21 protein-coding genes, 1 tRNA gene and 1 pseudogene are annotated in these 25159 nt (G+C 54.9%); 7 read left to right on the forward strand and 16 right to left on the reverse strand.

The genetic code is table 11. The features are described from left to right. Positions 1–476 precede the first annotated feature (476 nt). The 9 genes from SIC14_RS05370 to SIC14_RS05410 form a co-directional block, all read right to left on the reverse strand. The gene (locus SIC14_RS05370; RefSeq protein ID WP_412564799.1) at positions 477–2204 is read right to left on the reverse strand and encodes a hypothetical protein; all 1728 of its coding nucleotides are present in this window, start codon (positions 2202–2204) and stop codon (positions 477–479) included. Between the two features lie 41 nt (positions 2205–2245). Then, positions 2246–3319, reverse strand: a complete 1074-nt coding sequence (locus tag SIC14_RS05375) for a dsDNA nuclease domain-containing protein (protein ID WP_412564800.1) — start codon at positions 3317–3319, stop codon at positions 2246–2248. 510 nt (positions 3320–3829) lie between these two features. After that, positions 3830–4513 (reverse strand): ABC transporter ATP-binding protein, encoded by a 684-nt coding sequence (locus SIC14_RS05380; protein WP_321830390.1) that lies wholly within the window; start codon positions 4511–4513, stop codon positions 3830–3832. After that, positions 4510–6180 carry an ABC transporter permease subunit gene (locus tag SIC14_RS05385; protein ID WP_412564801.1) on the reverse strand — a complete coding sequence of 557 codons (1671 nt, stop codon included), beginning with the start codon at positions 6178–6180 and terminating at the stop codon, positions 4510–4512. Before SIC14_RS05385 ends, SIC14_RS05380 begins: the two co-directional genes overlap by 4 nt. Positions 6181–6229: 49 nt before the next feature. Then, positions 6230–7138, reverse strand: coding sequence for a branched-chain amino acid ABC transporter permease (locus tag SIC14_RS05390; RefSeq protein ID WP_412564802.1), 909 nt, complete (start codon positions 7136–7138; stop codon positions 6230–6232). Then, complete coding sequence (locus tag SIC14_RS05395; RefSeq protein WP_412564803.1) at positions 7089–8237, reverse strand: substrate-binding domain-containing protein; 1149 nt, start codon at positions 8235–8237, stop codon at positions 7089–7091. Before SIC14_RS05395 ends, SIC14_RS05390 begins: the two co-directional genes overlap by 50 nt. 29 nt (positions 8238–8266) lie before the next feature. Beyond that, positions 8267–9649, reverse strand: coding sequence for an indoleacetamide hydrolase (iaaH, locus tag SIC14_RS05400; RefSeq protein ID WP_412564804.1), 1383 nt, complete (start codon positions 9647–9649; stop codon positions 8267–8269). A 59-nt stretch (positions 9650–9708) separates the two neighbouring features. After that, on the reverse strand, positions 9709–10467 hold the full coding sequence (locus SIC14_RS05405) for a helix-turn-helix transcriptional regulator (protein ID WP_412564805.1): 759 nt from the start codon (positions 10465–10467) through the stop codon (positions 9709–9711). A gap of 324 nt (positions 10468–10791) precedes the next feature. After that, positions 10792–11328 carry a TetR/AcrR family transcriptional regulator gene (locus tag SIC14_RS05410; protein ID WP_412564806.1) on the reverse strand — a complete coding sequence of 179 codons (537 nt, stop codon included), beginning with the start codon at positions 11326–11328 and terminating at the stop codon, positions 10792–10794. A gap of 151 nt (positions 11329–11479) precedes the next feature. Between SIC14_RS05410 and SIC14_RS05415 the strand changes: the two genes are divergently transcribed. The 6 genes from SIC14_RS05415 (at position 11480) to SIC14_RS05440 (ending at position 15220) form a co-directional block, all read left to right on the forward strand. Further along, positions 11480–12142: a type 1 glutamine amidotransferase domain-containing protein gene (locus SIC14_RS05415; RefSeq protein WP_412564807.1), complete on the forward strand. Its 663-nt coding sequence runs from the start codon at positions 11480–11482 to the stop codon at positions 12140–12142. A 26-nt stretch (positions 12143–12168) separates the two neighbouring features. After that, complete coding sequence (locus SIC14_RS05420; RefSeq protein ID WP_412564808.1) at positions 12169–12348, forward strand: hypothetical protein; 180 nt, start codon at positions 12169–12171, stop codon at positions 12346–12348. Positions 12349–12362: 14 nt separating this feature from the next. Beyond that, entirely contained in the window at positions 12363–13034 is a 672-nt protein-coding gene (locus tag SIC14_RS05425; protein ID WP_412564809.1) for a cupin domain-containing protein, read from the forward strand. A gap of 14 nt (positions 13035–13048) precedes the next feature. Then, positions 13049–13735 carry an SDR family oxidoreductase gene (locus tag SIC14_RS05430; RefSeq protein WP_412564810.1) on the forward strand — a complete coding sequence of 229 codons (687 nt, stop codon included), beginning with the start codon at positions 13049–13051 and terminating at the stop codon, positions 13733–13735. Continuing rightward, positions 13735–14820, forward strand: a complete 1086-nt coding sequence (locus SIC14_RS05435; protein WP_412564811.1) for a flavin monoamine oxidase family protein — start codon at positions 13735–13737, stop codon at positions 14818–14820. The genes SIC14_RS05430 and SIC14_RS05435 overlap by 1 nt, the downstream gene beginning before the upstream one ends. Positions 14821–15025: 205 nt before the next feature. Further along, positions 15026–15220, forward strand: a complete 195-nt coding sequence (locus SIC14_RS05440; protein ID WP_412564812.1) for a DUF1289 domain-containing protein — start codon at positions 15026–15028, stop codon at positions 15218–15220. Between the two features lie 206 nt (positions 15221–15426). On the opposite strand, the gene SIC14_RS05445 is transcribed toward SIC14_RS05440, so the two are convergent. Then, complete coding sequence (locus SIC14_RS05445; protein WP_412564813.1) at positions 15427–16350, reverse strand: Hint domain-containing protein; 924 nt, start codon at positions 16348–16350, stop codon at positions 15427–15429. A 257-nt stretch (positions 16351–16607) separates the two neighbouring features. Between SIC14_RS05445 and SIC14_RS05450 the strand changes: the two are divergent. Then, a pseudogene (locus tag SIC14_RS05450) lies at positions 16608–17793 on the forward strand (IS3 family transposase). 213 nt (positions 17794–18006) lie between these two features. Here SIC14_RS05450 and SIC14_RS05455 read toward each other — a convergent pair. The 6 genes from SIC14_RS05455 to SIC14_RS05480 form a co-directional block, all read right to left on the reverse strand. Further along, entirely contained in the window at positions 18007–18579 is a 573-nt protein-coding gene (locus SIC14_RS05455; RefSeq protein ID WP_412564814.1) for a hypothetical protein, read from the reverse strand. 1445 nt (positions 18580–20024) lie between these two features. Continuing rightward, complete coding sequence (locus SIC14_RS05460) at positions 20025–20849, reverse strand: hypothetical protein (RefSeq protein ID WP_412564815.1); 825 nt, start codon at positions 20847–20849, stop codon at positions 20025–20027. Beyond that, a complete protein-coding gene (locus tag SIC14_RS05465) occupies positions 20842–22071 on the reverse strand; it encodes a tyrosine-type recombinase/integrase (RefSeq protein ID WP_412563537.1) in 1230 nt (409 codons plus the stop codon). The genes SIC14_RS05460 and SIC14_RS05465 overlap by 8 nt, the downstream gene beginning before the upstream one ends. A 139-nt stretch (positions 22072–22210) precedes the next feature. Beyond that, positions 22211–22286: transfer RNA gene (locus SIC14_RS05470), tRNA-Thr, on the reverse strand. A 45-nt stretch (positions 22287–22331) separates the two neighbouring features. Further along, entirely contained in the window at positions 22332–23897 is a 1566-nt protein-coding gene (locus SIC14_RS05475; RefSeq protein WP_412564816.1) for a heme biosynthesis protein HemY, read from the reverse strand. A 13-nt stretch (positions 23898–23910) separates the two neighbouring features. Then, complete coding sequence (locus SIC14_RS05480) at positions 23911–25149, reverse strand: COG4223 family protein (RefSeq protein WP_412564817.1); 1239 nt, start codon at positions 25147–25149, stop codon at positions 23911–23913. Positions 25150–25159 lie beyond the last annotated feature (10 nt).

Here is a 25159-nt window from a genome sequence, read left to right on the forward strand (position 1 = left end):
GGCCTTGTTGATGCATGACAGCTTTCAGCCATTTCACGACATTCACATGAAGCTCAGAATGTTCTCTGCTGCAGACGCAAAGCTCTAAGGTCAATTTCCCGAAAGCTACCTTTCAATACTAAACCGCAGCGGTGCCGTATGCTGCGTGAGCCACCAATGGCAGCTATGCGCAGTTTGTGTACTTTGCAAAGTCGAAGCTTCTTGCTTCATGAGTGGGCATGACGGCCCTTTGCAGACCTTAAGCCACAACTCACGATGCTGCGGTCTCAGCCCACATTGCTGCCATTCGCATCGGCTGAGCCAAGCCACAAATTGAGACTGTCTGGCCGCAAGTTAGGGCCGTCTATACGGGATCTCAAACGCCGCCGGACTGACTGAATGCGAATTTTTGCCTCTTTGAGAACGGCGCGAGCTTCCTCAACAAGCTCAACTCATTCAAAAGGTTTCATTTTTTCTTGTATGCCTCGTTGATATGATTACTTCGATAGCAGTAATTCATGCATTTCGCCGACGTCAGCGATCGCTTCAGAAAACTGATCACGTCGCAAGATGGAGTACTTTTCGTTGGAGAGAACGATACGGTTCGCACCTTTCGGAATAATTTCATCTGGCACAGCTTCTGTGGAAATCGTTCCCAGAATGAGTTGCTGACCATCAAGCGCCTTAGAGAAGATGAACTTGAAAATCGCGCCCAAGTTGCTCGTGTCTTGCTCTTGTTGCTGCGGCGAGTCGATGATGAGCGGGCAGACTTTGGTGCCGCCAAATTTCTTCATTGTGTGCAACAGCGCAAAATACTGAGCTAGCAAAGCACGAGGGAGATCACTGCCTAGAGCGTTATTCTTTATTACCCTAGTTGGTTCCGCATAATCGCTTTCTTCCAAAACGAACACGTTGAGAGCGTTCAAGTATTCTTTCATACGCGACTGGTAATATTCGAGGATCTCCTTTTTCCTCTTTGAGTCCAGCTTCAAGTCAGCCTTTAGCCCATCGATCGCCTTTTGAACTTCTTCGATTGACTCATCTTTACCAACTATGTCTGCGCTCAGAGAGACGACCATCTCTTTGTTGCCCTCTGAAGCAACAATGTCGCGCAAGGTCACTTCCGATTTTTTTCGATTAAGCAACAGTTCCATTTCGTGGGTTGCTTGCCCGACCGATCGATATTCGCGTTCTGCTGCATCGAGCTTCTCAGTAACTTCGATACGGGCTTTCTGTCGCTGATCTAGAATTCCTCGGCAGTAGTCCACGTCATCCAGCAATCCAAACCTTTCTTGAAATGAATTCTCGAACTCTGTTCCGCATGTGGGGCATCCTACAATGTCGGGCGTCTCAAGCCGTGCAGCATACTCGTAGTCGGCAGTCAGCTCTGATATTGAGCGACGAAGGATCGCGATATCGGTATCAATCGCGTTTCGTTCGTTCCTTATGTCTTTGACCTTAGTAAGAGCATCCTGTTGTCGTGCCCTCTGCAGATTGTAAGAGTCGACCAGTTGGTCCAACTCTTCCTTGAAGGCCACAGGATCAAGGCTGACTTGGATTTGAGAGGAACGTTTCTGAAAAGTGGCCAGCGCGGTAGACAGAACGTTTCTTTCGGCTTGGTGAGTTGACTTCGTCTCTAAGAATTCCATCTCTTTCTTCTTGGCATCGTAGTAGCTCTGCGGACGTATGCCCATATGATACTCGATCATGTTCTTGCGAAACGAAGTGAACTGCTGAAGCCCGCTAAACGACTCCCAACTCTTAGTCCAGCCAGCGTCTTGATCAACATAAAATGGAAGAAAGTAGAATGCTGGTCCAGCTCGCCCTAATTTGCCGTCCGCGCTCTTCTCCAGTTCAATATTGAAATTCAGTTGTTCACAGATAAAACTAGCGATGCCCCCTTCCGTCGAGATGCCACTGTGCTTTGAAATCATGCCCTTCTGGGCATCAAAGACACCAAAGTGTTTTCCGTCCCTAACAATGAAGTAAGTTGCGCCATTCAGAAAAATTTCAGAACAGTAAAACGCTTTAGCTCGTTTCCACCGAGTATTGTTCATTTGAGGCGCGTCGGCGCCAATAGAATGATAGAGGGACTTGATTAGCGTCGATTTTCCAACATCATTCTCCCCCGTCAGAATGTTCATTCCGGACTGAAAGCTCACTGTCCTCGCGGCTTTCTCGAGCTTTGATACTATCCAGAGCTTTTTGAACACCAAGCCTGTCATCTTCGCGACCTTTTCTTAGGTTTCTAATGAGTTTATGGAAATTAAATTTCTTCATTGAACACAATCACAGCGAACGCCAAGAAATAGAACTTTTCATTGTATAAGGGTAAGCAGTCTGTCAATTGCGCGATGTTTGACAAGGCGCTTGCAAGGAAATCGGGTAGCGCCTCTGCCGCCTCTGTATGGAAGTGATGTTCGAGGCGAGTCTTAAGCTCCTCGGCATCGCCGTTTGTAGGATTGGTGTAGTCAGCTACCGCGTTGGAGATCTTTTTCCCCATTTTCATAAGGTCGACGGCAACCCATCCTGCTTCCTTCAGTTCGGCATTCACCAACGTCATATCAGGGGCGCGAGTTGTGTTGTTTGCAGCCAGTTGGATTGTTTTCGAAAGAAATTTTCGGTCAACGCATTTCTTTACCTTAAGATCATCGGTTGAAGAAATCGTCTCAGAATCGACGTTATTCTTACGATTGATCTCGTCCTGCACCAACCTAGCCCACGCGTGCATGTTGACCCCATGGCCTTCTCCAAGCTCCATCTTGAACAGCTCGGACACTTCGCCCATTAGGAAGCTCTGCATGGCATCCAGCGAGACCCCAGTTGTAAGAAAGTAAACGTTGTTCAGGCGTTCCTCATCAAAGTCTGATAGCTCCTCGGAGAGTTTTTCCTTGATCTTTTTCACATCGCTTGCCTTGAGATCGGTGGCGCGCGAATTGCTCCCACAAAACGAAAACGGTACATTTGAAACGAGAACTGTCTTGACCTTGTACCCGGTGCAGATGCCATCGAAGTTTTCGTACATTTTGCCAAGGATTGAAGGCTTTCTTCCTTCCTTTGTCTTGGCGCGCGCCAAATAGAACCCCAATGTGACGCTTGAAGATGATTTCTTTGTTTTGACCTGGCAAAAGTCGACGTTCTGTGGGTCGTCGTTCGGTTCCATGAAGACCACATCGTCGTGGTATTCGAAAGCAACCAGATAGTCAGCACCTTCCAGATGCTTCTTTATCATTTCGCAAAATGCCCAGTTTTTTTGATAGTCAAACCGTAGGTTTGTGTCAGCCCCAGCGGTTTCGCGCTGCGGCTTTTTCAACATTTCTTCAAGTAGTTGCGACGCCACCTTAAAATACCCAATTCAAAAAAAGAAATTTGCCTCTCACCTTAGAGTTGATAAGCGAAGATGCAAATCAAAATCGCATCGAACTCAGGCAAGGGCCTTTGACCACCAAACGTTTCCTTCGTCGTAGTGAAACAACCAGCATCTGAATGTCCACTTTCGGTTCCGTAGGCGCAACGTCTCGCATGAGCAGCGAAAGTCCGGTTTCCGCCCGACCTGCTGGGGGTCTCCTGTCCCGCGATGCTAAAGGAATGTCTAGTTTGGGCTGGCACCAGCAGTTGACAACCTTGGTTCGCACGCAGTTTCGCTGCGGACAAGCTGCCGCACTGCCGCATGGCGGCTTAGAGCCCATTTTAACCGATGCTGCGCAGTGCTGGAACTGGTGAAAAGCACCAAAAGCAGACTAAAAGTCACTATTAAACTGCGGTGTATTTGGGCCGTTATTGAAGAGACGCATGCAGTCGTTGAAACCCAGTCGAATTGCGAGCCGGCAACCCCCAAGCAAGCATACGCTCACAAGGACAAAACCGCGTTCAAGTCTTTCCTCGTTGTCATGTTTCCGCTCCCGGTCATTGTGACCCGTCCTGAGTCCAATCCCAGGAACCAGTCGGCAACGTCGGACAGCAAATTCAGGTTTTGCTCACACAACAGGACACCGGCACCTTCGGCCACCCGTTCCCTGAGGCAATCAGCCATGTGGTTGATGTTTTCTGGCTGAACACCTTCCGTGGGTTCATCCAGAATGATCAGCTTCGTGTCTTCGATCATAGTTCGGACGAAGGAGAGTATCTTTCTTTCTCCGCCCGACATGGTTCCGGCAGGTTGCTTCAACCGTTCCGCCAATCTGGGGAAAAGGTCAAAATAGAGATCTGGTGGTTTTCCGCTACTCCCGAGGCTCAGGTTCTCTTGCACGGTGAGATCATCGAAAACCATTGCCGTTTGAGGCATGTAACCAACCCCCATGTGCCTTCGGGCATGGGCGGGTTGGTTGCCCATGGGCTGACCATCAAATCGGATATCTCCCTGGCTGGCTTTGATCTCACCTTGAACAAGACGGGCAAGTGTTGTTTTGCCAACGCCGTTGCGTCCAAGGACGCCAAGAAGACTGCCAGCTTCGATCTTGACGGATATTTCGAACAACACATTGGTGTCCTGATACCCGCCGGTCAGCCCTTCGATTTCCAAGAGAGCGGTCATTTTGTTCCTCCCGAATAGACTGCCTGAACTTGCGGGTTTTGACGCACTTTGTCGTAGTCATCGAATGCCAGCACCTTGCCGAGATGCAGGACCAAAACCTTGTCAGAAATTGCTTCGACAATGCTCATGTCGTGCTCGATGACTATCACCAATCTTGACGTTTCAGATTGATAGGACTGAACGAGCTTGGTCATCAGAGCCGTTTCGTCCGGGGAAAGCCCGGCACAGGGCTCATCCAACAGAAGGATGGATGGCTCTGCCGCGACTGTCATGGCGTATTCCAGGAATTGTCGGTGACCCTGCGGCAAATACTCAACCGGATCGGTCATTTCTTCCTTCAGCGGCACTGACGGATGGCCCAGAATATCGGACAGGGATTTGGATCGCCACTGAAAGGTAGATGGCTTGAAAAGGTCACTCATCCTTAGCCTGCCCGCCATCATCGCGATGGCCAGGTTTTCGGAAACGCTGAGCGAGAAGAAGACCGATGGAACCTGAAGTTTGCGACCAATGCCGTTGCTCAGGGCGGTATGAGGCGGGCGTGAATCGATCCGGACCTCGCCCAGCATGATCCGACCTCCGGTTACGGACAGGTTGCCGGTGATCGTGTTGAGCGCACTGGTCTTGCCAGCACCATTCGGGCCAATGACGCTGATAATCCCGGTGGCAGGTGTTTCAAAGGACACCGCATTCAGAATTCGAACGACACCGATATTGAGCCGCACGTCTTCAAATCTCAGGGGCCGTGGGGTTTTGTCGAACCGCGTCTCGGGCGCTGTCACAGCCGGTGCGGCGGATGTGGGCGTTTTGGGCCTGACACGCCGGAATGCAGCCTCAAACAACTCAGCAATCCCGCCCGGAGCCTTTAGCACGACTAGAATGAACACCACCGCCATCAGCAATTCCCAGTAGGGGAAACTGTCGCGTAATTCGGTGGATGCCCAACCAACGATCACTGCTCCGATCAGCGGACCGAGCACGTGGAAGCGGCCCCCAACTGCGGTCAGGATGACCAGTTCTGCTGACAGGGCAAACCCGGTTGACGCTGGCGTTACGATGCCTTGGTGCGATGCGAACAACCCCCCGGCAAGTGCCGCGATCATGGCCGAAAACGCGAATGCCGCCCCCTTGATCATATGGGTTGGAAACCCGAGCAGTTGCATACGCGGTTCATTGTCCAGAACAGCCTTGGCGATCAGATTGACAGGCAACCGGTTCAAGATGAAGAGGAGCAGGCTGACCGCCACCGTCGCTGCAACAATGACGTAGTAGAAGCCGCCGAATGGATCGAGATTCCCAAGGCTGTTGAAACCGCTCATCCCATTGAAGCCACCGGTCAGCGACGTTGCCGTGCCCGCAACTTGTTCCGCAATCATAACCAGCGCCAACGTAATCAGCGAAAAATATGGGCCACTTTCGTTCCGTCCCCGAAAGACAAGAGCCGCAAGGACAAAGGCGGACCCCGCAATTACTGCTAATACGATGGCGGCCAATGCAAGGTTGAGGAACAGATTGCCTTCGGCTCGAAGCGTGATCGCCGTGACATAGGCCGCTATTCCGAAGAACAGGGCCTGCCCGAGTGGCAGCACTCCCGTCTTGCCCCAGAGAAACCCAATGCCCTGAGCGGCGATGCCATATATCAAGTAGAGCCCAATCTGATAGGCCATGAAATCTCCGAACAGTTCCGGGATCAGGAGCAGGACTACCAGCAGCAGACTAGCGGGAAGAAGAGCGGACGCCATTTGGTTTTAGCCACAAAAAGAGGGTTGAGAGGGTGAGGACCGCCAGATACCCGTAGGTCTGGCTGGCCACAGCACCGAGGAACGTTTGGGTTCCAGCGATAATGCCGGAGCCGATTCCGAGCCCTTCGAGACTGCCAAGCCCACCGACGACAAGGGCAAAAAAAGACCGGATCAGATAGTCGAGTCCCATCATCGGCTCGATCCGAACTGTAGGGGCCAGTATCAACCCGGCAAGCCCAGCGGTGCAGCAGCCAAAGACAAAGGCCCCAGCAGAGAGACGAGCCGTGTTGATCCCGATAGCCTCGGCCAGGTTCGGATTGCCGACCATGGCTTTGATACGAGTGCCGGTTTTCGATCTGGTGTTCCACCAGTATAGCCCAATGAACCCAAGCAAGATGCCGATGATCACGGCGATACGGTAGGCCGGGTAATCCGCCCCAAAAACACAGACTGTCCCAGCTATTGGGGGGCTAACGGATTGATAGCCACGACCAAAGATCAACTCAACGATTTCACGCAAAAGAATTGCAATACCCCAAGTGGCCAGGAGGCTGTCGAACATCCGGCCATAGAGGTGACGAATGATGGTGCGCTCTAAAACAAAGGCCACCGGCCCCACCGTCACCAAGCACACGGGCAGTTGCAACCAACCGGGCAAACCAAGCATTGATGTGATGACCGGAGCATAAGCCCCGATCATCACAAATTCCCCATGCGCCATGTTCATGATCCGCAGTTTGCCGAACACAATGGCAAGCCCCAGGGCGACCAGTGCAAGGGTGCTGATCTGCCAGGCCAGGTTCAGAAGAAGAACAGACGACATGGGCGGGAGATCAGTTCGAGCAAGCTTCGGAGGAAGGCACGTTGTCAAATGATGCGACAACGTTGAATGCTCCACCGCTGCCATCGGCAAGATAGATTGTCTGAGCCATGTGACGACCCATCAACGTATTGTCACCCCTCGGCGTGCTCCATGTGGTGCCCTCTGCGGCAGCATCCATGGCGGCTACATCGAGGCTACCAGCTTTGTTTGTCAATGCTGCCAGCAACATCAAACCTTCATACGCAGACTGACCCAAGCCGTTGAGAGCCGGTGCATCAGAGCCAAAGGCTGCCGAGTAGTCTGCGGCAAATGACGCCGCTGCGTCAGTCTCGATAGATGAGAAGTAGCCCGAGGACGAGTAGAGCCGATTTGCGTTGTCGGCCCCGATGCCTGCAAGTGTGTTTTCTTCGATCAAGGTTCCAAGGCGGATCGCCTGATCATCAAGGCCAAAGCCAGCGAAGCTGACATTGAACCCAACCGAGCCGCCGCCGACAAGGGTCACCAACACGGCGTCGGCCCCACTCTCCTTGATACGCTGAAGCGATGAATCAAACTCACCGACAGTGAACGGCACGTATTCTTCACCGACAACTTCGCCACCCGCATCGGCAATAAAGCCCTTTGCCAGAGCATTAGTATCACGCGGCCAGTTATAGTCATGGCCGATCAGATACCATTTGGACACGCCTTCTTTTTCGGCCAGGAAGGGGATGACCGGCTCAAGCTGTTGGCTGGGTGTTTCGCCGGTGATGTAGAGCCCGTCGGCACAGGAGTTCCCCTCGTATACTGGAGTATAGACATAGGGAACCTCGCCATTGAAGCGACCTATCAGGGCTTCACGCACGGCTGAATCGTGCATGCCGACAAAGGCTTCGGCACCCTGTCCCTTCCAAAGGCGTAATGCTGCCTGAGCGGCTTCCGCCGGGGGAACGCCGACATCAGCAAAGACCAATTCGATCTGTTCACCGTTAATGCCTCCATTGGCATTGATCTGTTTCGCAGCCAGCACCGCAGAGTTTCGTGTAGATGGCCCGAACAGACCCGCAGGCCCGGAGTCCGGGACCAAGACGCCGATCTTGGTGTCGGCCGAGACGGACATCGTTCCCAAGGCCATCGTCAATACGACACTGGACAATAGGGTTGCAGTTTTCTTCATCATGATAGCTCTCCCTTTGGTGGTTTTGGCGTCTATTGCGTCATTGCTTTTTCCGCTGCCCCGGCAAGGGCCAGCAGTGATCGGTCTTGTCCTGGCAGAGCGTCAAATTCGATGCCGACGGGCAGATCAGACGTGACAGGGCACGGCAGTGAAATTCCCGGCGCTCCGACATTCGACCCCAGATCGGTATTGCGGATGTATGTGGGGAAGGTTGGAGCTTGCTCACCGTTCAGATCGACCGTTTCGTCACCGCCGATGGGCCTTGCAGGCAGAGGTGTTGTCGGGAAGACAATCGCATCAATCCCGTGATCCTCGAAAACCTTCCCGTAAATCCTGCGCATCTCGGGGCGGTGAATGTCCATGGCGGCCCGGTAGGCCGCTTCGGGCATCGCATCATCGCCCAACTGGCTGTCGATGGCACCGGCAACATCGGGTGACCCGATGCCTGCCACCAGTGCCTCGAACGTCACGTCGGCGGCATGTTTGGCCAGATAGGCAGGGAGGTCACGCATGACCTCGTAGAAGACGACTGGAAAACTGAAGGCTTCGTTGTGGGGCCAGATCGGTTCGAAACTAACCTCGACAAGCTTTGCCCCTTGGGACGACAAGGACGACAATTGCGTCTCAACAGCTTGAGCCACAACCGGATCGAGGTCTTCATAAAACATCTGCCTTGGGACGCCGATTGTAAACTCTGCGAGTTTCGCCTCCGCAACGGCGGATGTGTCACCGGAAAGAACACCATCGAAAAGTGCAATGTCACGAACGCTTCGGGCCAGAGGGCCAACGGTGTCACGGGTATGCGAAATCGGCACGACACCATCACCCGCATACCGCCCGGTTGTCGGGCGGAACCCGATCACGCCGCACAACGCCGCAGGGATACGACATGACCCGCCTGTATCGGTGCCCAGGCCAGCCGGGAATATACCTGCCGCGACCGCTGCGGCGGTTCCCCCGGACGATCCACCAGGAATCATGTTTGAATCGTGCGGGTTTCGAACCGCACCCGTGATTGCGTTGTTTGAGGTAATCCCGAAGGCCAGTTCGTGCATTCTAGACTTGGCCCCGATGAAGCCACCGGCATGAATGATCCGCTTTACGACACTCGCGTCGTTTGTGGGCGTATGATCCAGCAGGGCCTTTGTCCCGCCGGAGGTTGGGTAATTCGTGGTGTTGATGTTGTCTTTGGCCACGAGGGGAAGGCCCGACAGAGGAGCCTCAGGGTGTGCCTGGAACGCTTCTGTTGCCGTACGGATCAGATACTCTGGATCGAAACTTTGCAAGGCATTCAGATTCGAATACTCTGCCGCTCGACCTGCCAACGCTTCTGCATATGCAGCCGGTGCGACCGATCCGTCCTTGAACGCCTCTACCGCCGCCGTTGCATCCAATTGCTCCAAATCCAGCGTCATCCTTGCCTCCCATGTGACTGGGAAACAGGATAGGAAGCACCGGGATTAGATTCCTATCATCACAAATGATGATTTTTCTCGGCCAGGTATTGGGCCAGTTGGGTGCGGCGGTTCAAACCTGACTTACGGAATATCGCGGCAATATGGCTTCGCAATGTCGGCTTGGAAAACCCGAGCTTTTCGCAAATTTCATCATCGGTCAGCCCGAGAACTAGAAGATCAGCGACTTCGGCTTCTCTAGCTGTAAAGCCTAGCCCATCCGCGATCTGTACAAATCGGAGTGATGGTAGTTGTTCGGCCGCACTTCGTGCCCTGATCAAAGCGTTGACAAGGCTTGGGCCAACGGCGTCTACGATCTTGGCGTCACGCGGCGTGAAATCCTCCCGGTTCGCTCCGCGCCATATCCGCAGATCGCCAATGTTGTCACCCCGGTCATAGGCAAAGAAGTTCATGCCATAACACAGACCGTCCTGTTTCAGGAAATCGTTGAAGAACTCGGTCTTCACCAAACTGTCGTGCCGCATCACCTCACTGACAGGTGTTGCCTTACGACGGTTCTGAAGTGTTGGGGTAATGGGGTCGTGGAATTGGAAATACCTTTCATACTGGCGCAGATTGTCATCGGTCATGTTGATCTGCACACAGGACACGAATTTCTGCGTGGCATCATCCCAGACGTAGGAGGCAAAGTAATCCGCCCTGAGCAGCTCCAGCATCTTCTGACCAACACGTCTCCGGACCTCAGAGTGATCGAACTCACCACTCAGGTCTCTCATGATTGAGAAGATCAGATTAGCTTCTTGGTCGGTTAGGTTCATGGCAGCTGCTTTTCTAAGGGGATCTCGATCGGGCTAAGCATAGCGAGGAATTGGCATGCCACGAAATCTAAACTGAACGATGGTACGCGCTGTATTCTTCTGTAAAGCTTGCCGCCAACCGGTTGTTTGTCAAAAAGCGCGCATAATTGCCGTTGGTGTGCTTGCAGCAAAAGTCGGTTATGTCCGCTTGGCGGAATTTAGGCCGCCAAGATCAGCGTGTCCGCTTTGGGCTGGCGCCAGCAGTTGACAACCTTGGTTCGCACGCAGTTTCGCTGCGGACCCGCCGCCGAACTGCCGCATGGCGGCTTAGAGCCCAACTGGGCCCTAATTTGCAACGCGGCGAATGGCTGCTTCTGCAACTTGCTCGAAGATCGCTCGATTTTTTGACGTCGAAGCCACGATCATGCCGCCTTCAAGGGCGGCAACGATCAGGTTAGCGGTTTCAGCAGCATGTTCGACGCCGTGTTCGGTCAGCAGCGTTTCCAGCCACGCCTTGTTCATTTCAAAGAACGCTTTTGTACGTGCGTTCACATTTTCCGGCAGTCCAATGGCCTCGGCGCCCATTACGGCGCAAAGGCAAATGGACTCACCCAACACAAGCGCCTTTGAATAGAGCCCCACGAAAGCGTCCAGCGCCGCGCCCAGCTCGATTTGGTCGATCCTGTCGAGTTCTTCTTTAAACTGCTCCGCGTAACGCGTGACGAGGGCCTCACCGAGGTCTGGCTTGGTCGGAAAGTGGTAGTGCACGCTTGCGCTTTTGATTCCCACGTCTCTAGCCAGATCACGGAAACTCATCTCGGCAAAGCCCACGCCTCGCACACGCTTCTCGGCGGCCTCAAGAATTTTCTCTCTCATTGTCATGGGTCTACACTCATTTACCTATCGATTGATAGATATCCGTTGACAGAAGCAGGGGCAATCTCTAATTCAATACCTACCAACCGATAGGTAGATGCAGAAAGGAACTCTGACAATGGCTACTGGAAACCAACAAAAGCGCGTGCTGCTTGTGATGTCGTCGGTCGACGAGATGGGCATTTCGGGTAAGCAGACCGGCACCTGGTTCACCGAACTGGCGGCGCCCTACTACATCCTGACCGAAGCTGGATATGAGGTCGTCTTTGCCTCGCCCGAGGGCGGCGCGGCGCCGATTGATCTGCTCTCGATGAAAGCCCCCTTCACGACGGAATACACCGAACGCTTCTTCAATGATCCTGTGGCGATGTTCGCGGCTCAGAACACTCGTAAGCTGCGCGAGATCGACTACTCGACCTTCGACGCGCTCTTTGTGCCGGGCGGCTATGGACTGATCTGGGATCTGGCGAGCGACAGCTACGCGATCAAGATGATCCGGGACTTCTACGAAAGCGACCGGCCCGTGGCGATGGTCTGTCACGCGCCCGCCATCCTGCGCGACATCAAGCTCTCGAACGGCGAGTACTTGGTCAATGGCGTCGATCTGACTGGCTTTAAGAACGCCGAGGACAGCGAGATCGAGCTTCTGCATCACCTGCTGTTCTCGCTTGAGGACGAGCTGAAGGGCCGCGGTGCCAACTATATCAGCAAGGCCAACTGGGAGGCCAACGTTGTCGAGGACGGCGCGTTGATGACCGGTCAGAGCCCTGCCTCTGCACCGCCGCTCGCCGAAGCGCTCAAAGCGCGTTTGGCGGCATAAACGACACCCCATCGGGGCGGTAACAAATGCCGCCCCGGTGCCTCAATGAGCGGATCATCGAAGAAACTGTCGCGGACTTTGAACAGTTTGACATCGACCTTATTCTGCCGGGGCATTGCACCGGCTGGCGGGCAACGAACGCCCTTGAACTGTCCTATGGCGAGCGGGTGGTGCCCATCGCTGTAGGCATGAAAATCAACCTTTGAGAAAGGTGACAGATATGGAACTCAACGCAAATTTTGACGAACGCGCCGTCGTGCATTCAGATCAAGAGCCCTGGGTCGCCTCGCCGATGAAAGGGGTGGACCGTCGGATGCTGGACCGGATGGGCGACGAGGTCGCACGGGCCACCACGATCGTGCGTTACGCGCCCGGCAGCGCCTTCTCTGCTCACACCCACACAGGCGGTGAGGAGTATCTGGTGCTCGATGGCGTCTTTCAGGACGAACATGGCGATTTCCCCGTTGGCACCTATGTGCGCAACCCGCCGACATCGTCGCATACCCCCAGTTCGGCCCCAGGCGCCACGATTTTTGTCAAACTCTGGCAGTTCAACATGGACGACCGCAATCAAGTGACCATCGACTCGATGGCCGAGACGCCGCAGCCCGTCCGCGACGGCGTGGCCGAAATCTCGCTGTTTCAAGATGCTCGCGAGCGCGTGCGCATTGAGGTGTGGGACGCCAATGCCTCCATTGCGGACAACGACCACAAGGGGTTCGAGGCGCTGGTGATAGAGGGCACATTTGTCGAAAGTGGCGAAGAGTTTGCGAAGAACTCTTGGCTGAGGCTTCCCGCGGGTATGCCCTTGAACGCAATCGCAGGTCCGGAAGGTGCACGCCTCTGGATCAAATCTGACCATCTGGCCGAGGCACCAACCGCGCCCACTTAACCGGAGGAAACGACATGGCTGCTCAAAGCGCATCCCCCGCGATTGTCGCGGGGGCCGGGGCAGGGCTTGGCCGAACCTTGGTCTCAAGCTTCAATGACAATGGCTACATCGCTATTGGGCTGAACCGTACGGTGCCCAACGGCGCCAAGGAGACGATCCTAGCTGTGGATCTCGCGAACGCTCATCTCACCGCGCGCAAATTGCTCGATCTGAACGGCACCCACGGCGCGCCCAAGCTGGTGGTTCATAACACAGCCAAGTTGGTGATTTCTGACTTTGAGAACACCTCGGTTGACGACTTCGAAGCAATCTGGCGATCGATGGTTCTTTCGGCGGTGAACCTTGCCAAGGGCGTGTTGCCCGGCATGGTCGAAACCGGCGGCGGAACATTCATCGTCTCGGGCGCGACGGCCAGCTTGCGCGGGGGCAAGAACTTTGCGGCGTTCGCTGCTGCAAAGGCCGCGCTTCGGGCGCTGACACAATCATTGGCGCGGGAATACGGGCCGAAGGGCATCCACGTGGCACATGTGATCCTGGACGGGATTGTCGACACCGAAGCCAGCCGAGACCTGCATGGCATGGACCCCGCCCGGATGATGAAACCTGAAGACATCGCGCAGGTCTATCTGGACCTCGCCAACCAACCGAAATCTACTTGGACCCATGAGCTGGATCTCAGACCTATGGGGGAGGCATTCTGATGCAAACAGACATTCTCATAGTGGGCGGCGGCCTGTCAGGCCTCGCTCTGGCGGATCACTTGGCCCAGCAGGGCACTGACTTCTTGCTTGTAGAGGCGCAGGAACGCTTGGGAGGTCGGATCATGACCAAAGACATCGCGGGTGGCCGGTTCGATCTTGGCCCAGCCTGGTTTTGGCCTGGCCAACCGCGCATGGCCGCACTTTCCCGGCGGTTCAACATCCCCGTCTTCGAGCAGTTCTCAACCGGCGATCTGATGTATCAGGACCAAACAGGTGCCGTTCAACGCGGGCGGGGATATGCCTCGATGCAAGGGTCGTACCGCTTGGACGGCGGGATGGGCGCTTTGATTGATGGGCTGGCCAATTCGTTGGATGAAAACAAGATCCTCACGAACGCCAGGCTCGACACGGTTGCCCATGGCTCGGACGGTATAACTGCGACCGTCATCCAAGATGGGTCAGCGACAACCATTAAGGCACGTCAGATCATTCTGGCTGTTCCGCCACGCGTGGTTGCGGACAACGTGACGTTCGAGCCCGCACTGGATGCCGCGCAACTTCAATCGCTCAAGAATGTCCCCACATGGATGGCGGGTCAGGCGAAAATTGTTGCCGTCTATGACGAGCCGCACTGGCGCAACGCTGGCCTCTCTGGCGACGCGATGAGCCACTGCGGGCCGATGTTCGAAATCCACGACGCCTCGCCAATGAACGGTGGGCCTTACGCACTGTTTGGTTTTGTGGGCGTGCCCGCGGATGCCAGAGAGGTTCATCGGGACGAGGTGATGAAGCTTGCCCAGGAGCAACTCGTTGCGCTGTTTGGCCCCGAGATGGGCAACCCGCGCGACTTGATCCTGCAAGACTGGGCGACCGTTCCCGAGATCGCCCGCGCGCAAGACCAACGTCCCGTCAGCCGCCACCCAAGCTATGGCTTGCCGCACGAATTACGTCCGTTGGCGCAGCAGGGCCTCTACTTCGGCTCCACGGAGACCGCCCACAGCTATGGCGGCTTCCTTGAAGGCGCGCTGGAGACAGCCGAAGGACTGTCCAAGACCCTCCCTTTGGTGGCGTCTATGAGTGCCTAAAGACAAAATGCTAGACCCCGAAGCGGACATTGCTCAAATGTCGGCAGTGTCCCGCACAGCAGCCGTCGGGCGTTAGTGCAGCGGTAATTCGCTTTCTACCCCCCAGTTGCTGACCGACCAGGTCCGCTTTGGGCTGCCACTTCTGAGAGCAACCACTGGAAATGAAAATATTGACCTCCCGCCAAGTAAAGATGACTTTATAAATATGAAAAAACGTAAAAGTCCCTGCATTGATGTCTGTGAATTTACTGGGCCCAGTGGCTGGTGCCTTGGCTGTGGCCGAACACGGGAGGAATGCGTGAGGTGGAAGAAAATGAAACCTTACGAAGCAAATATCATTGAGAAGGAGTTAAAGATTCGCATGAACAAATTGGCTAAAATGAAGCCTATGCCGCAGTAAGGCAGATGCTTCACAGAGGGCAGACGAATGACCGCTCAGGGCCGACACCAGCAGCTGGTCATCTTAATTCGCAAACAGTTTCGCTGTGGACACTCTGCCGTACTGCCGCTTGGTGGTTTTAAGACCATCCAGACACATGCTGGGCTTGGCCTGAACGACCTAAATATACTTCGAAAGAGCCCCGATAAGTTTCGTCATGCTCCGTATCAGAGGGCATAGGAAGAAAGCGTCTCGCAAATAACTGCTTTCTCGTTTCGCAGATGACGTTCAACTAGTTTCTTTTGCCGTTTACCTGGTGGAATGAAACAGACGGGTTCGGGCTGATAATCCAGCTCGCCAAGCTCAGGAAAAATAGTCAAAATTTCTCTCCTTGCATCGGCGCCCAATGCCTTCAATCCTTCCGGCCCAGTAAAAAGGCTCTCTGTTGGCGCTTCTTCGGCTAGCAAGATCTCATGCTGGTCAAAGAGAAGATGGATATACTCGACCGTTTCAACGCAGTTATCAATATATACGCCTGGAATTTCTGTAAGTTTTATCGCTGAGACAAGCACCTTGGACACACCGAACATTCGTTTTGCAATTCGCGATGTCACAAGCATTCTATGCTGCCTTGAGACAAGGATATCCCGGCTAGGCAGCCCATTCCCCAAAGCTCCAGCCACTATACGAACCGGACGGAGCTTTGAGTTGTTTGCAAGCTCGGCTTTCGATATCCGGCGCTTGCCGATCCATCGCAGAGGTTTAGCCACTCCATCAGCAGTAGAGATCAGGTCTCCTTCACGCAGCTTCTCAATAAGTTTGTAGCCCATTGGGGTTTTGATCTGTGTTCCTGCGGCAAAACACGGCACAAAATCGCTGACGGGAATGGAGACACCATTGTCAATAATGCCATTGATCGTGAGAGTCGTGTTTAATGGCGGTACCCCGCCAATAAAACCCAAAAAGTATCCCTGCTCAGCCGTTGGATAATCGTAGTCACCATCACCGTTGATATTGTAATCTATGACCCCGATTTCATACGTGTTTGTACCGTCTGTTACCTCAATCGTGTAATCCCAAGAAATAGCATTGCCAGCCAAAGTCTGTGTTGGATCATTGGGCTGTTCGTTGACAGCGCTATCACCATCCATGATGGTTGCATCTGCTCCGTCGCTTTATGTAAGCGATCCGTATGCATTGATTTCAAAACTCGTGCCCACCCCGCCAAAAGTGGTTTGGCCAGATGTCATGGTCGAATTAGACCTGAAAGCTCCATAAATTGTAGCCACAGCTGCCTCCGAGCATTTGTTGTTCCCTTTCTGCCTACCAAGCCAATATGGCTATTTTGAGGTGCCCCTAGATTTGTAGACGCTTTGCTTGGTAATTTTGGAAGCAAAGGACGATGCAAATGTCAGGGCAAATTCGCTACTCGGATGAGTTCAAGGTCGACGCGGTGGCGCAAGTCACGGAGCGCGGCTATTCGGTCAAAGAGGTGGCTGAACGGCTCGGGATCAGCACCAAGTCGCTGTACATGTGGATGGCTAAATTCTCGCAGCCGCAACGCGTGACCGATCAGGAGGCTGAGGTTAGACGGCTCAAGAAGGAGTTGGTCCGAGTTACGGAGGAGCGGGATATCTTAAAAAAAGCGGCGGCGTACTTCGCGAAGGATGCAAGGTGAAGTACGCCTTCATCGCGGCCAATCAGGATCGATTCAAAACGCGGCCCATGTGCCGAATGCTGGGCGTCCATCCCAGCGGTTTTTATGCATGGGTTAAGGAACCGCTAAGCCATCGTGCTCTGGAAGATGAGCGTCAAACCAAGCTGGTCAAAGACGCCTGGAACGAGAGTGGCAAGATTTACGGCTACCGCAAAATCTATGACGACCTGGTCGACATGGGCGAGGCTGTATCTGAGAACCGCGTTGCCCGTCTGGCCCGCCTTGCGGGCATTCAGGCGCAGATCGGATACAAAAAGAAGCCTGGAATGTATGGCGGCAAGCCCTCCGTCGTGGTCGACAACACGCTAGATCGCCAGTTCACGGTCGACGTCCCGGATCGCGCTTGGGTAACGGATATCACCTATCTCAGAACGCACGAAGGTTTTGCGTATCTCTGTGTGATCATCGACCTGTTCTCTCGCCGTGTGGTCGGCTGGGCCGTTCAATCGCGTCAGACTTCGGAACTTGCTGTACAGGCTTTGCTCCCTCTCGTGACATTGCTGCGCAATGCACTACCGGGCAATGGATGGCTATTTGGCGACGCAAGCCCGGCCCAGGTTTGTTGATCCACTCTGATCAGGGCGTGCAATTCACAAGCAGAGAATGGGCCGCCTTCCTACGCGACCACAATCTGGAACACTCGATGAGCCGCAGAGGCAACTGCCATGACAACGCAGTGGCCGAGAGTTTCTTTCAGCTCTTGAAGCGGGAGAAAGTCAGGCGGCGAAAATACCGCTCTCACGAGGAAGCGCGACGCGATGTCTTTGAATACATCGAGCTGTTCTACAACCCAAAACGCAAGCACACGAACAACGGCATGCTGTCGCCCGTTGACTTTGAAGAGAGACAGCTCAAACTGGAAAAGGCAGGTGTCTAGGAAACTAGGGGCACCTCAAAATACTACCGTTGAACAGATTAGCGTGAAGGGCCGCAATCCGCCCAAAACTGCGTCTGCGCGCTTGCAATCAGTCAGCGGGGAGGCAACCCGACTTGGGTCGGAAACGGCCTCACTGTTTAGAATGAACCATCAACAAAGTACGACCGTTTCCCGAGGGCTAGGGAAGAGAATGCTGCTTTACTGATACCGCCCCTATTCCAAAACATCTTCCCCATCGCGCGCTGCGGCGCGTCTGTCGGCCAGCCTTTTGGCGTAGTTGTATTCTTTGGAGCCACGTTCAAAGCGGCTTTCATAATAGTCGAGAACCATTGACTGCTCTTTGGCGGTAAAATGGGTGCTTGCGCAAAGCCCTTCGATCGTGCTGCGACGTTGCTCGTCCGTCATTTTGGCATAGTAGGTTTCTTTGACTTGCGGCCTCGCACGCCCAAGGTTGAGGGAGAAGGCCCTTTCTTCTTTACGTGAGCTTGTCAGTTCGTTTCCTAGGTAGACCAGTGTGTCGCGTGCAGAGTGCGGTGTGCAGCAGCGATCAATCAGGGCCGTTGCGGCCTTGAAGGCTTTGCCTGTCGCGGCGGAGGATTGCATGGGAGGCACCGGGGCGGTGCCGGGTGCGCGCTGGATCAGATCATCCAAGCTGGGGAAGACTGCGTCATCCTCGGCAAACCCAAGGGTCCCAAGTTCGCTCAGCCAATCACCGAGGACCTGCTGGAAGGCTTCCGTGCGAGGGAAGAAGAAACTGCGAAAGCTCTTGCCGTTCTTGGCCCGCATTTCGGTGGAGTCTTGGAAAACTCTAGCCCAGGGTGGCGGAAGGTTGGCTATTAGAGCAATCAACCCCAAGGCCTCTCCGCACGGTGGAGGGGGCTTGAGGCTCAGGTCAGACTGCAAAACCCAATTTTCATAGCACATAACGCACTTCCTCCGCCAAAAAAGTACTAAGTATTAGGGCCAGTGTTGGTTTCATGCCCAATAACTACTGGCCTTAAACTCACCCGCCTGGCTTGCGGCGAGTGAGGAAAGTTCCTTCTTGGGCGACCCAATGGAAATTTATTTTCCTCAGCGAGAGTAAAATATCAGTACACTGGCTTCGTCAATTTCCCCAGAGATAGATGAATCTGTCTTAGGAAAGATCATTCTAATCCGTTCACCCACGGTGGTGAGTCCAAGTACTGATGACACCACAAAGAAATCGCCACAGTCATCGAGGGAAATTAGATCTGGATAGTCAGAGTAGTCCGACAAAGAACTTCTAAGTTTTTCTCTAACTTGCCTCGCAAGTAGGTGGGAGCCAACTTTCAAAATGTCTCCTTCCTCTATCCGCCGACAATTAGAAACCGGAAAAAAACTTGGTTCACCGGGTGGAGGTGTGTTTGCCCTGTTTGCTTCACTAAAGGAAACCTCGGCCTTTGTCAGCGTTGCTAACGTAATGTAAAATAGACCGGCAACTATGGAAAAACGCACCGCTTTCTTAATGGATTTAGTAAGCATATCCGTAGACCTTTCCGTCCCAGTTGACCATGATAACTGGCACTCTCTCATTGATATGTGCCGTTTTGTCTGTGGGGGAAGGTCCATCTACTATACGGTGCTCTCCTTCTTCAAGCTGTCAAGCCTCCAGAAACTTACATATCAAGGTAGTGTTTCACCCAATTTGAATAGTACGAATCCCAAATATCATCATAAGTATGTATATTATATCCCAATCGACTCATAGCGATGTCTATCAGTTCACCATAGTGCTCGATGTCACTTTTCGTTTGTTCGATAGAAGACAAATTTTTAAATCGTACACTTGCAACCTCCACGGCCAGTCTCAAGGGCAACAATTCGACCGCTCCAGTATCCAAATACATAGGAGACGCCTTAAGTTGTCTTACCCAATCTGAACGAGGCAAATCCAGATCACAAAGGTGTCGTCTTTTCGAGAGAACCTCTCTCATAATTAGGAGGGGATTGGGTTCAATTGATCTAACGTCGAAACCAACTCGATCGCATACATCAACGAAATATCCTATCCAATGCAGACAAGAATCTTGAATCTGAGACTCTGAAAAGGTGCGAGCGTCTTCTTTCATTTGATCCCCTCGATCTCCAACGCTTTAATAAAAGCACTGCACGTCAAGCAAGAAAGTTTGAATTCCCACTGCTTTTTGGGAGCTTTTTGTTATTCCCATTTGGATGGTTCCTATTGTTGCTCCGACCAAATCCACACTGGCCTATTGGGCCTGTTTTATGACATGAACCTCGGCACACTCAAAACAAAACCCCCAAGTATCACCCAAATTCAAAACAGCGGATTGCAACTTCGGGTGCATATCCGTCAACGGAGCCTCCAGAGATGCAACAAATTTTTGGCCATTGACAGTGACGAGTTCACAGGCGGCACCAGCGCGTACAAAGCTGACACCAAGCCACAAGCCGGCTGCACGGTGCAAGGCTGGAGACACGTAATAGCCTCGCTGTTTTAGCCAGAGCAGATAGTCCTTGGCAGGGGACTTCTCGCCGATCTCCATTGCCCGCTTTAATATTCGGAACCTGTCTTCGCGCTCACGGATTGTTTCGCCGGTCTCCGGTGCCTCTCCGCGCCAGCCATCTGTGGTGAACGGATCAAAGTTCAACGACAAATCGATTGCTTCCCGCGCGGTCCAATAAGGCTTGCGGGCCCACTTCCCGATGAGCCGTCGTTCCTGCTGAAGGTACTGTTCGGAGAGCATTTCGCGCCGGTGATGGGCAAAGTGCTGCCCGTCATATCCGATTGGCCCTTCTGGGGTGATGGCCAACCACCAGTCTGTATGGAAGGGAATGTTGTTTCGCTCCGCCCACCAAAGCCAGTCAGTCGGAGAGCCAAACCGTTCGCCAGACCGTTGCGCACGTGCCAGCAACGCTTCGTGACACCGTAGCGTGTCCGAAGCATCATCGGCGTCAGGTGAGGTGCCTAGCGCGAGCAGGAGGGCTTCTTCCAAAGCCCACTGGCTCTGGTGAATCCAGGCCTGCATCAATTGCTCGGTTGGTCGCGCTGGCATCTGTTCGCAATCAGTCATGTTCCGGCCTTTTGGTTTTTAAAGTATCCAGATGGTCTGCCCACCACTGCGCCAACGCAACACGTTCGCTCCAATGCTCGCCACGTGCGTAAGCGCGGCGGATTTCATTTTTTTCTACATGAGCAAGGGCGCGTTCAATTGCGTCCGGATGCCAACGCCCGGATTCATTGGCCAGCGTGGAAAACATCGCCCGAAAGCCATGCGCAGACATCTCTTCTTTGCCATAGCCCATGCGGCGCAGGGCGGCGTTTAGGGTATTGTCACTCATGCAGCGCTTCGAAGTGCGTACGGAAGGAAAGACGAGCGCACCCCAGCCGGTAAGAGCTCGAAGCTGCTTTACGCACTCAAGCGCCTGATGCGACAGGGGCACCGCGTGAGGACGGCGCATCTTGGCGCGATGGGCAGGAACCGTCCAGACCGCCTTAGCCTCGTCGATCTCTTCCCACTCAGCCATGCGCAACTCTCCCGGGCGCAGGGCGGTCAGCGACAGCAGCTGCAAAGCTATGCGGGTTGAGGTTTGTCCTGAGAAGCCATCGATGGCACGCAACAGGGCGCCAACTTGCGCCGGATCGGTGATCGCCGCCCGGTGACGGACCTGTGGTCGGATCAGGGCATCCTTCAAACCGTAAGTCGGGTCATTATCGGCCAAGCCCAGCGCGATGGCATAGCGGAAGACCGCCCCAGCGGCCGAGCGCATACGAACGGCACTTTCGTGATTGCCCTTGTTCTCGATCTTTTTCAACGGAACCAAAACATCTCGTGCTGTGATTTGGGAGATGGGCATGTGACCGATATCTGCGCCGAGCAGGCGGTGGAACCATTCGGTTTTGGTAAGTGTAGCTTCTGCGCGGCCTTCTATGCGCTTTTTTGCGAGCAGTTCTGAGGCAATCTTGGCGAAGGTCTCGGATTGCTCGGCTGCCGCCTTGGCTTTCTGATCTTTGCGAACGCTCGAGGGATCTTCGTCCTTTGCGATCAAACTACGGGCCTCATCCCGTTTTTGTCTCGCATCGGCCAAAGTTACTTCCGGATATTTGCCCAGCGCCAGCAGCTTTTCTTTCCGGTGCCAGCGGTACTTGAAACGCCAAAGTTTCGATCCATTCGGCTTGATCAGCAGATAGAGACCGTCGAAGTCGGCTTGCTTGTAGGGCTTCTCCTTAGGCTTAAGAGCCCGAATCCGTGCATCGCTCAAGACCGGCATGGGGGTACCTTCCAGATGTCGCATGACACCTCCCCCAGATCGGTACCCCACTTTGGGGTAGAAAGTAGCTCACGTGGCAGGACATCACCGGACAAACCCACAGCAAAAAGCCTGCGAATACAGGCTACTATCGGTCAAAATCGGATGCAACTGAATGATGAAGTGGTGCCTCAAGAGGGACTCGAACCCCCGACCTTGTCCTTACGAAGGACCTGCTCTACCAGCTGAGCTATTGAGGCACTTGGTGGCGGGGCTATAGCACCCCGCCGGATCTTGGAAAAGACCTATTTTGCGGCGGCTTCCTTTGGGTCGCCGCTAGGGTCCTCACCGGTTTCTCCGTCAGATTCGATGCCCTCGGCCTCAGCCAAGACGTGATCGGTGGGCAGGGGGATGATCTCGGCTTCGGTGACATCCGAAGCGTCTTCGGGCGCATCGGTCATGGCCTCTTCCGGCAGGGTGGCAGAGCTGTCTTCCAGGGCCCCCACAATCAAGGGCAGCATGGCCACACCGGTGGCGCTGTCGCTGTGGCCTTCCTGCGGGACCTGCCAGCTGAGCGTATCAAACGCCTGACAGTTTTCACAGACAGGTGCCCAGTCACTGTGGATGTTGTGGCAGTTGCCGCAGACCCATTGTGGACCCCGTGGGGCGTTCAGCGCGCGGGCCAGCCAGCCCTTCACCACCGTGTCCGAGCTGCCCTCGCCCCGTTCCACTGCGGCCATGATGGTCAGGGCGCGGCTATCGGGGGTTTCATCGATCAGATCGCCCAGCGCCTTGCGGGCAGCGGGGAAATCCTCATTGGCGATATGCAACTCGGCTGTCACCAGCTTGGTTTCGCGATGCTCGGGCTGCAGGCGCAACAGCGGTTGGAACCGTTTCAGACGGGCGGCGGGCGTTTCATCAGGTGCGATTGCTGCAAAGGCGGCGGCCAGATCGGGGTGCGGCTGGGCCTCCCAGGTCTTTTTCAACAACTTGGCCGCTTTGCGCCCCTGCCCTTTGGCAATCAGGCTTTCAGCGGCGAGGGCGGCGGCGGGCACCAGATCGGGCGACAGGCGATTGGCCTCTACCGCGGTTTCCAGGCTGGCGCTGCTCTGATCTTCTTCCGGCACCGATTTGGCCTCGGACAGGGCCAGAACCGCATCACGGCGTTTGTGCACATCCCGTGGCAGGGTGCCCTGTTTCAGCTTCAACGACAGGGTTTCACGGGCACCGGACCAATCGGCGGCTTTGGTTTGCAAGCCAAGCAGCGTGTCCTGCACCTCTACATGTTTCGGTTTCAGCGCTATCGCCTTCTCAGCCAGTTTGCGCGCCACCTCTTCTTCGCCCGAGGCCAGCTTCTGCTTCATGATCCCACGCACACCCACAAAACGGGTGCTGTCGTCTTTCAACAGGCGCTTGTAGACCTCTTCAGCCTTTTTGCTGTCGCCTGCCATTTCCGCCGCCTGTGCGGTCAGCAGGTTGGTCAGCTCGGGCTTGCCCAGAAACTTTTCGGCCTTCGACGCTTTGCTCATGGCCACGCGTGGCTCGCCAGAGGCCAGCGCCATCATGCCTTCGGTCAGGGCTTGATAGCCTTTGCGTTCGCGGTTGCGGTCGAAATAGCGGCTGAGGGCGGTCTCATCGCCATTGATGAACTTCAAAGTCGCGACGGAGAGAGAGGCAAGTTTCAACAACAGCCAGAGGCCAACAATCAGCACCATCAGGCCCAGCACGGTGGCAAAGGGCGTCAGCGTAATCTCGGTTCCGGCCAGCGCGATCCGCACCCCGCCGTCCATTTCCATCAATGCACCACCACCAACAGCGGCCGCCGCAACGAGGAGAACAAAAACAACAATCTTAATCAGGGACCAGAGCATCGGCCTCTCCTCCTCAGTTGGTCATTACGGATTGGCGCAACGCCGACAATGCGGCCATAGCATCGCCCCGCAAGGCGGCCTTAGCCTGCCATTCCGCCATCGCCGCAGCAGCCCCTTCGGGCAGGGCCGTGATTTCCGTCAAAACGGTGGACAAATCGCCATCCTTCAGCGCCGCTTCGGCACGGGAGAGCACAGCATCGGCGCTATCACCCTCCTGCGGGGTGAGGGATCGGACGCCCAATTGGTCGCGGAAGAAGTTCACCACACCGGTGTCACCGGTTTCCTTGCGCGCTGCAGCAAGGGCGGCGCGGGCGGCTGACGGGAACTCATCCTGTAAGGCCGCCAGGGTCGGCACACCCTCTGCCACCGCGCTCAGACCTTCCGGCGCGGCAATGCCCGCTGCCTCCAACGTGTTCAGCGCTTCGTCCAGGGGGGCGCCGTTGTCGATCGAAGCCGCCAAAAGCGCCAGCGCATCACGGGCCGAGGCCGCGTTCGCCTCAACCTCTGCAGCGGCGGCCAGCAGTTTGGCCTCTTCCAGTTTCGCCTCAACCTGCGCGCGCTGCTCAGCCATCGCCGCCTGCAACGCCTTTAGCTCCCGTTCATAAGCCGCAATGGCTTCGGGGGCGAGGTTGCTGGCAATAGGACGTTTTTCCAGATCACCAACCAGAGCTGACAGCATTTCAATCCGTTCACCGTGCGTCGCCACATCCTGCGCCAGCGGATCTGTGACGGTGGCAAGCTGATCGCGCAGCGCCGCCACTTCTGCCGTCAGATCCGGCGGCAGCGACAGGTTGGTCAGATCAGCTTTCAATGCTTCGGTCGCTTGGGTCTGGGCGGCGAGATCGGCAAGGATCTGTTGCTGCACCGTGTCATCCTGCCCGCCGATACCATTGGGAAACAAAACCAAAGCCCCGGCCGCACCGATCGCAGCCGCCGCAACACCGCCAAGGAATACCGGCAGGAATCCACGTTGCTTGGGGGCTTGGTTCGCCACGGGCGCAGGTTCATCCGCCACCAGTTCCGGATCCGTCTCTACCGTGTCAGTCAGGCCCTCAGAGTCAACGGGCTCCTCTGCTGCCTCTGCGGCTGCGTCTTCGGAGATCTCTTCGGAAGGGCTTTCCACCACATTGGCGTCATCCTGCACTGATGCCTCTTCAGGCTCATCCAGAATAACCGCATCTTCGATCACGTCCTTTTCAGGAGCGTCAGCGTTGGTGGGCGTGCCGTCGGGGGAGGTCTTGGGATCGGACACCTGAGCCTTC

This window comes from Thalassobius sp. MITS945101 (genome assembly GCF_047123305.1).
GTDB lineage: Bacteria > Pseudomonadota > Alphaproteobacteria > Rhodobacterales > Rhodobacteraceae > Thalassobius.

What these genes read in the sequence shown, in the direction of transcription:
- SIC14_RS05370 (WP_412564799.1), bottom strand. Translation starts at nt 2,204, where the DNA reads ATGACAGGCTTGGTGTTCAAAAAGCTCTGGATAGTATCAAAGCTCGAG.
- SIC14_RS05380 (WP_321830390.1), bottom strand. Translation starts at nt 4,513, where the DNA reads ATGACCGCTCTCTTGGAAATCGAAGGGCTGACCGGCGGGTATCAGGAC.
- SIC14_RS05385 (WP_412564801.1), bottom strand. Translation starts at nt 6,180, where the DNA reads ATGGCCTATCAGATTGGGCTCTACTTGATATATGGCATCGCCGCTCAG.
- SIC14_RS05395 (WP_412564803.1), bottom strand. Translation starts at nt 8,237, where the DNA reads ATGATGAAGAAAACTGCAACCCTATTGTCCAGTGTCGTATTGACGATG.
- iaaH (WP_412564804.1), bottom strand. Translation starts at nt 9,649, where the DNA reads ATGACGCTGGATTTGGAGCAATTGGATGCAACGGCGGCGGTAGAGGCG.
- SIC14_RS05405 (WP_412564805.1), bottom strand. Translation starts at nt 10,467, where the DNA reads ATGAACCTAACCGACCAAGAAGCTAATCTGATCTTCTCAATCATGAGA.
- SIC14_RS05410 (WP_412564806.1), bottom strand. Translation starts at nt 11,328, where the DNA reads ATGACAATGAGAGAGAAAATTCTTGAGGCCGCCGAGAAGCGTGTGCGA.
- SIC14_RS05415 (WP_412564807.1), top strand. Translation starts at nt 11,480, where the DNA reads ATGTCGTCGGTCGACGAGATGGGCATTTCGGGTAAGCAGACCGGCACC.
- SIC14_RS05420 (WP_412564808.1), top strand. Translation starts at nt 12,169, where the DNA reads ATGCCGCCCCGGTGCCTCAATGAGCGGATCATCGAAGAAACTGTCGCG.
- SIC14_RS05425 (WP_412564809.1), top strand. Translation starts at nt 12,363, where the DNA reads ATGGAACTCAACGCAAATTTTGACGAACGCGCCGTCGTGCATTCAGAT.
- SIC14_RS05430 (WP_412564810.1), top strand. Translation starts at nt 13,049, where the DNA reads ATGGCTGCTCAAAGCGCATCCCCCGCGATTGTCGCGGGGGCCGGGGCA.
- SIC14_RS05435 (WP_412564811.1), top strand. Translation starts at nt 13,735, where the DNA reads ATGCAAACAGACATTCTCATAGTGGGCGGCGGCCTGTCAGGCCTCGCT.
- SIC14_RS05440 (WP_412564812.1), top strand. Translation starts at nt 15,026, where the DNA reads ATGAAAAAACGTAAAAGTCCCTGCATTGATGTCTGTGAATTTACTGGG.
- SIC14_RS05445 (WP_412564813.1), bottom strand. Translation starts at nt 16,350, where the DNA reads ATGGATGGTGATAGCGCTGTCAACGAACAGCCCAATGATCCAACACAG.
- SIC14_RS05455 (WP_412564814.1), bottom strand. Translation starts at nt 18,579, where the DNA reads ATGCGGGCCAAGAACGGCAAGAGCTTTCGCAGTTTCTTCTTCCCTCGC.
- SIC14_RS05460 (WP_412564815.1), bottom strand. Translation starts at nt 20,849, where the DNA reads ATGACTGATTGCGAACAGATGCCAGCGCGACCAACCGAGCAATTGATG.
- SIC14_RS05465 (WP_412563537.1), bottom strand. Translation starts at nt 22,071, where the DNA reads ATGCGACATCTGGAAGGTACCCCCATGCCGGTCTTGAGCGATGCACGG.
- SIC14_RS05475 (WP_412564816.1), bottom strand. Translation starts at nt 23,897, where the DNA reads ATGCTCTGGTCCCTGATTAAGATTGTTGTTTTTGTTCTCCTCGTTGCG.